1 protein-coding gene and 1 pseudogene are annotated in these 1,032 nt (G+C 38.0%); both read left to right on the top strand.

Annotation, left to right across the window (positions count from 1 at the left end; genetic code table 11):
- On the top strand, nt 1-681 hold a 681-nt coding region (locus H5P17_RS26470), incomplete at its 5' end, for a replication initiation protein (protein ID WP_182825923.1).
- A gap of 50 nt (nt 682-731) precedes the next feature.
- Nucleotides 732-1,032 (top strand): annotated as a pseudogene (locus H5P17_RS26475) (hypothetical protein); the annotation flags it as partial.

Genomic DNA, 1,032 nt, shown 5'->3' on the forward strand with positions numbered 1-1,032 from the left:
GCTAAAGACTATTCCTTAATTGCTGATGTGGACATATCTGTTGCTTACAAGCAACTTAAAGAGGGTGCCAGCGAGTTACAATCTAGTATCATCAGTATACCTAAGAGTCAGCTTTTGGAACCTTTTGCAAGAGCAGGAGATCCGCTGTTACCGAAGAAAGAAAAAAAATCCCCTCCTGATACTATACGGTCATTAAATCTTACCGAATATTGCGATTATGCAGATAGTGAATCAACAATTGAGTTGAGTTTTTCAAGACATGTAGAGCCGTACATCTGCCGACTGAAAGATAACTATACTACGCAAGTTCTTCTATCAACCGTGAGGTTGACGGAAAATAATGCAAGTTCACTTTATCAGCTAATACGAAAAAATATAAGTGTAGGAAGAAGGAGTTACTTCGACATTACCGTGGATGAACTAAAAGAAGAAATGAATCTATTCAAAATCATCGATGGAGAAAAGGTTTATTCTTATCCTGAATTTAAAATATTTAACCGAGACTTCATCAAGAAGAATGTTGACATAATCAACAAAATAACTGAGATTCAACAACTAAAGTACGAAGTAATAGAGAAAGTTGCTCGCAAGGCTTCTAAACTACGCTTTACCTACTCAGTGAGCAAAGATAGTGAAGTTGAAGAAGATTTTATTGATGAGGTACAGGAACAGAATCAATGAAAAAAGTAATGGTGGATAGTGCTAACCAGGTTTAGAGTCAAGGAGGTTTTATGTCAAACATCTATCAATTCCCACAAGGCAAGGAACGTCAGCGTTTCAAGTCAGTAGTCAAGAAAGCCAGGAACGGCCGTAAACGCGTTAAGGCATCAAGTACCCTTTTATCCTGGATAAATTCGGGTTGGTTTTATGGCCGGTTTACCTTGGCTTTTGTCATGACTACTGTCACCCTTTTTGTGATTAACTTGCTTTACTCGTTTAGAAAGCTGCTGACGTTTTTAACGGTGATGCTGGGACTTATTCTTTATTACACCGTCTACGATAACCACTTTTACAAAGGAACTGACTTCACTC

It is taken from the genome of Serratia sp. OS31 (genome assembly GCF_014164835.1).
In the GTDB taxonomy this organism is placed as follows: domain Bacteria; phylum Pseudomonadota; class Gammaproteobacteria; order Enterobacterales; family Enterobacteriaceae; genus Serratia; species Serratia liquefaciens_A.